The organism is Candidatus Phytoplasma pyri, from assembly GCF_046600495.1.
Taxonomy (GTDB): Bacteria; Bacillota_I; Bacilli_A; order Acholeplasmatales; family Acholeplasmataceae; genus Phytoplasma; species Phytoplasma pyri.
The window spans coordinates 1-6217 of record NZ_JBKIOZ010000011.1; the positions used below are offsets into that span (position 1 = coordinate 1).

At 19.6% G+C, this 6217-nt stretch carries 6 protein-coding genes; 1 reads left to right on the plus strand and 5 read right to left on the minus strand.

Annotated features, from left to right (window positions below):
• On the plus strand, positions 1–343 hold a 343-nt coding region (locus tag ACLHHF_RS02170), incomplete at its 5' end, for a hypothetical protein (protein ID WP_411308196.1).
• Between the two features lie 193 nt (positions 344–536).
• On the opposite strand, the gene ACLHHF_RS02175 is transcribed toward ACLHHF_RS02170, so the two are convergent.
• The 5 genes from ACLHHF_RS02175 to ACLHHF_RS02195 all read right to left on the minus strand — a co-directional run bounded on the left by ACLHHF_RS02175 (position 537) and on the right by ACLHHF_RS02195 (position 5306).
• Positions 537–1190, minus strand: coding sequence for a hypothetical protein (locus ACLHHF_RS02175; protein ID WP_411308197.1), 654 nt, complete (start codon positions 1188–1190; stop codon positions 537–539).
• A 70-nt stretch (positions 1191–1260) separates the two neighbouring features.
• Positions 1261–2355, minus strand: a complete 1095-nt coding sequence (locus ACLHHF_RS02180) for a metal ABC transporter permease (protein ID WP_411308198.1) — start codon at positions 2353–2355, stop codon at positions 1261–1263.
• A gap of 7 nt (positions 2356–2362) precedes the next feature.
• Entirely contained in the window at positions 2363–3454 is a 1092-nt protein-coding gene (locus tag ACLHHF_RS02185) for a metal ABC transporter permease (RefSeq protein ID WP_411308199.1), read from the minus strand.
• Between the two features lies 1 nt (position 3455).
• On the minus strand, positions 3456–4202 hold the full coding sequence (locus ACLHHF_RS02190) for a metal ABC transporter ATP-binding protein (protein ID WP_411308200.1): 747 nt from the start codon (positions 4200–4202) through the stop codon (positions 3456–3458).
• Between the two features lie 57 nt (positions 4203–4259).
• Positions 4260–5306, minus strand: a complete 1047-nt coding sequence (locus ACLHHF_RS02195; protein ID WP_411308201.1) for a metal ABC transporter substrate-binding protein — start codon at positions 5304–5306, stop codon at positions 4260–4262.
• Between the last annotated feature and the right edge of the window lie 911 nt (positions 5307–6217).

The window sequence follows — 6217 nt, forward strand, 5'->3', positions numbered from 1 at the left end:
AGACAAAAACGATTTACAAACTAAAATTAATAATTTAAATATCGAAAAAGAACAACAAATAAAAATTTCAGAAAAAGACAAAAATGATTTACAAACTAAAATTAATAATTTAAATCAAGAATTACAAGAATTACAAGAAAAAAATACACAAATAATAAACCAATCACAAACATATAATAACGAATTACAAACTAAAATAGATATTTTAATTCAAGAAAAAGAACAGTTATTAAAAAATTTAAATGAAATAAAAAAAAATTCTAGTAATAATGAAACATCATCGCCTTATAATATACAACAAGCAATAGACAATTTTGTAAACTCAACAACAAATCAGTTTTAATATTTTTTTATTTTAATCCTCTATTAAAAAAATCAAATATTTTTCAAAAAGGCATAATAATAATGATAATTTTTTAAAAAAATTATAATTTTATATAATATATATTATTTTTTTCTATTAATTTTAATAAAAATATAAATATTATGTAAATTATTTGTAAAAAATATATAAAAAAATTAAATAATTTTATTTTTTAAAGTGTTTTAAAAAATTTAATATTTTTACAATGAAATAAAATTTTTAAACAACAAAAAAAATTAAATAAATTCATAGTAAGGTTAGGAACTAAGTTTAAACACAAAATAATTAAAAAAATATGATCTTTTTTTGGTAAATTTAAATTTTGTTTAATAATATCAAAATATAAATAATAACCATTAAAAGTTTTTGAAATAACTTGAAAAAAAATCATTAATAATAGACATAAAAATATTTGATAAATGTTTTTACTAAAATTATTAATGTTTTTTTTATACGAAAAAGATAAAAATAAATAAGACAAACAAGGAATAAAAAAATTTGTTAAAGCATTTAAAAATATCCATTGAGAACGAGAAAAACCACTTAAATGACCAAATGTTTCGAATAAATAACTGCTACCAGGTAAAATATTCAAAAAACAAATTAAAGAATAAATAATTATCCCTAAAAAAGCATATCTAAATTCTAAAATAATTACCATTAACATTAAAGGTATACCTGCAATGATAAAAAATTTAATACGAAGAATTGGTACCATAATATTAGATATATATATATATTTTGAAAATATATCTAAAACAAAAGATAAAGTTATTAAAAGAGAAACTATGATTATTTTGCGTAAATTAATTAATTTTATTTGCATAATAAATTTTTATTATAAAATTCCTTTCATTTTTTCTAAAAAAGAAAAAATATATTTATAAAAAATAAAATTAATTATTAATAACTCCAAATTCTTCATTCTTTTTATACAAAAATTGTTTTCCTTTTTGAGTTACAAATATATAATTACCTTTAAATTTAATATATTTTTTTTCAAATAAAAATTTAAGACATTTTTTATAAAAATTTAAAGACCATTTTAAATCTAAAGGGATTATTTCAGTATTAATTTTTTTTTGTTTTTGATTATGATTATGAATATGCATTAATAAATTAATCGAAGAAAAAATATTTTTTTGAAAACGATAATTAAATATTTTATAAATAATTCCATTAGTAGGAGCAAAAAAAAGCACTAATAAGAATAAAATCAAAACAATGAAAGCAGTTAATCCAGATAATGGTAAATCTGTAAAAATAGATAAACAATAACCAATATGAGCACTTAAAAAAGCTACTATTATTGATGCTAATACGCTATGAAATAAATTTTTAGTAAATAAAAGAGCAGTTGAAGCTGGCCCAATCATTAAAGCAATTACTAAAATAGAACCAACAGCATCGAAAGAAACTACTGCTGTTAAAGAAATCAAAGTAATTAAAATATAATTAATTAAAACTACAGAAAAACCTAAAGAAGCAGCTAAAGCTTTATCAAAAATTGCAATTTTTAATTCTTTATAAAAAATTAAGACAAAAATAATGTTTAAAAATAAAACTCCTAAAATATTAAAAATTCTGGGTAAAGTTACTAAATTAGGATCTCCTAAAAGTGCAGCATCAACATCTACATGTGCTTCTTTAATTCCTGCAATATTAAGGCCAATGATAATAACCGCAATAGAAAATAAAAAAGAAAAAGCAATTCCAATTGAAGCATCTTCATTAACTTTTTTATTACTACTTAATAACTCTGATAAATAAGCAGTTAAAAGACCTGTTAAAGTAGCTCCTATAATGAGTAAAGGAGAAGATAAGTCTTTTTGATATAAAACTGACAGAACAATTCCTAATAAAACACTATGACTAATTGCATCTACTAACATAGATTTTTTTTTCAAAATCAAAAAACTACCTAAAATAGAACAAGCAATAGAAGTTGAAATAATAGCAAAATAAGGATATATAATTCTTATATCAAACATATTTTTTTTATATTATCCCTTCTATTAATTCTTTTACTAATTTTTCCCCTTTAACACTAAAACAAATTTTATTATTTTCTTCTAAAATTAAATAATCTTTTTCAAAAAATAAAGGGTTAATTTCTGTAATTTTTAAATTATTTAAATCATTTTTATTTGTATAAAGATGAATCAAATGTTTAAAAATAATAATCTTTTTTTTATAATGATAATGTCTAAATTTTTTTTGAATAATACCATTTTTAGGAGCCAAAAGTAAAGATAAAAAAACAAAAATACTTAAAACTAAAGTAATGGCAGGTCCAGTTGGTATAGTAGAACCATTATTAACAAATTTATAAGAACTGATTAAAACGCCTAATATACTTGCAATAACAGAACAAAAACCAGCAATTAAAAAATTTAAAGATAAACGATTACTCCAATTTCTAGCAATCAATCCGGGAGCAATAATTAAAGAACTAATTAAAATTACTCCTGCAATTTGTAAACCAACAATTACTACTAAAATAGTTAAAGAATTTAATATAAAATTCATTATTTTAGGTTTAATTCCGATAATTGTAGCAAATTCTTCATTAAAAATAAATATTTTCAATTCTTTCCAAAAAATAGTAATAATAAATATTACTAATATAAAAATAATTATAATTTTTTCAATTTGATCATTTAATAAAGAAGCTGCTTGACCTAAAAAAAACTTTTCTAAACGAGAAATTTTAGTATCAGAGGCATGAATTTGAGCATATGATAAAAGTACTTTGCCTAAACCAAAAAAAGAAGATAAAAGTAAAGTCAGAATAGCGTCATATTTAATTTTTTTCGTATATTTTTTAATTATTTCGATTAAAAATAAAACTAAAAAAGAAGCAATAAAAGCACCTAAAAATAAATATTTATCATTTAATTCTTTTGTAATTAAATAAACTATAATAATTCCAGGAATACAAGAATGTGATAAAGCATCACCAACTAAAGCTTGCTTTTTTAAAACTAAAAATACTCCTAAAAAACCAGCAGTTATAGCTAAAAAAGAAGTACCTAAAAGTATTTTAAAAATATAACCTAAAGAATTTATATCTATATTATTAATACCCATTTTATAGGCCTAATTTAGTTACTTTTTTTTGAAATTTATTATCAGCATAAGTTTTTTTAATATTTTCATCATTAAAATTCTCTGCAATAGTTCCACTAGCTATTTTTTGTAAATTAATTAAAGCTACATGATCAAAATAAATGGGTACTGTTTCTAAATCATGGTGTACTACAATTACTGTTTTTCCTTGTTGTTTAAGAGACTTTAAAACTTCAATAATAGATTTTTCTGTTTTAATATCTACTCCTTGAAAAGGTTCATCCATTAAATAAATATCACCTTCTTGTGCTAAAGCACGAGCTAAAAATATTCTTTGTTGTTGACCACCTGAAAGTTCAGATATTTGACGATCTTTTAAAAAAGTCATTGAAACTTTTTCAAGACAATCTAAAGCAATTTCTTTATCTTTTTTACCAGGTCTTTTAAACCATCCTAAATGACCATAACGACCCATTAAAACAACATCTAAGACAGTTGTCGGAAAATCCCAATCCACTGAATTTCTTTGCGGAACATAAGAAATTTTTTTATAAACTTGTTTATAAAGTTTACCGTTAAATAATATTTTACCGGATATTTTAGGAATTATATTTAACATAGTTTTTAATAAAGTTGATTTTCCAGCCCCATTTGGTCCTACAATCGCCATTAAAACACCTTGAGGTATTTCTAAATCAATATCCCATAAAACTGGTTTTGTTTCATAAGCAACAGTTAAATCTTTGATATCAATGAAATTTGATCCCATATTAATTAAATTTTTACCCTTTCTTATCAAAAAAATATTATCTTTTTAAAATAAATTCTAGTTTTTACCTAAATATTTAAAAATAATTTCTATATTATGTTCAAATGTTTTTATATAATCATTTTCTTTATTTAAAGAATCCGAATACAAAATATCTTCTTCATTATCTTTAGTAGGACTGACTATTTTAACAAAATCTACCGCATTTTCTTTTAAAGATTGAATAGTATTTTCAGGAACAGAACTTTCAGTAAAAATAGCTTTAACGCCTTTTTCCTTAATAATAGGAATCAATTCTAAAATACGGCTAGCACTAGCTTCATCTTGAGTAGAAATTCCTTGTATAGGTTCTAAAATAAATTCTTTTTTATTATTTTGATCTTGTATTTCATTTAAAAATAAACACAAATAAGAAAAAGCATCATGAGCTGTAATTAAATAAACTTCTTTTTGTTCGAAATTTGTTTCAGTAATTTTTTTTTTAATATCTTTTGTTAAGTCTTCTAATTTACGATTATAATCTTCAAAATTTTCATCTATTTTTGTTTTAATTTCTGATTTATCTACAGCCTTCGGTTCAATAATTTCTATAATTTTTTCTTTTAAACTTTTACAAACTTTTTGCCATAAATTAATACTAAACCAAATATGAGGATCAGCATATACGCCTTTATCACCTGTTATTATTTCATCTGGTGATAAATAAGAATCGTCAGCAGCTGAAAAAAATTTACATTGATGATTATTTTTACCTTGACATAAAGTTTTAAAAGCTTTTTGCATTTGTGCTTCTAAATGAAGACCATTAGTAACTATTAAATCAGCACTTATGATATGCCTTAAATCACTCGGTTTAGCCTGATAATTATGTGGATCAACTCCAGTTGTCATTAAAGTCTGAACTTGGAAATTGGTTCCTTTAGTTAGTTGTTTAGATAAATCGCCTAACATAGTAGTAGTAGCAACTATTTTTTTTGAATTTATATCGTCTTTATTTACTTTAGAAATTTCCAAAAAAGCTAAAATACTTAAAATTAATAATAAAAAAGTACTTAATGATAAAATGCTAATTAAATAAATTATTTTCTTTGTTTTTAATTCCATTTAATTAATACAATTTCCCTTTTTCCCCTTTAATATTTTATTTTTTTTAAAATCATAAATTATTTTTCTTTATGATTCCAAAAAATATTTATTAATATTTTTATTTTTAGTTAATTTTAAATAATTAAAAAAACATTTTAAATAGATTTTTAGTTTTATTTAGTTTAAATTTTAAAATTTAATATAATTTTTTAAAATATTTAAAATTATTATAAATTAAACTAAAAAAATAAATTAATAATAAATTAAAATATTTAAAAAGTAATTGAAATTTTGAATATAATTAAAAATAAATATTTTATAATGCTTATTATTATTATTATAACTAATATTTTAAAAAATAATTAAAATATAATATTTTTTTTTGTTATTTTTAATTATTTAATCATAATTTTTTAAAAAAATGATTCAAATTATTGATATTAATCTTTTTTCTTCTACTTTTTACTCATTATTATTTTTTCACTCAAACAAATTATCATCATAAAAAATAATTAAATAATAATTTTTAAAATAAATTATTAAATTATAATATTAGGGGTTTAAAAAACCAAATTTTAGATTTTTATTATTAATTTAATTTTATTTTTTGCAAAAATCAAATAATTATACTACTTAATATTTAAATTAAATCAATTGACAATTGATTAATAAATTTTATAATTATAATAATAATTATATTTTTTATATTTTAAATAAAATAGTTATATAATTAAAAATGAAATTTAATAGATAATGAATTTATTATGTAAAATATAATTATTAAATTAAAAATAAAAAAGAGATGATGAAAATAAAGATATTACTTTTTAAATAAAACAATTTCTTTTAATGTTTTGTTTATTATATATTATCATAAAGTAAAAAACAAATTAAAAATATACTGACAAAAATGATTTAAACCTTATATT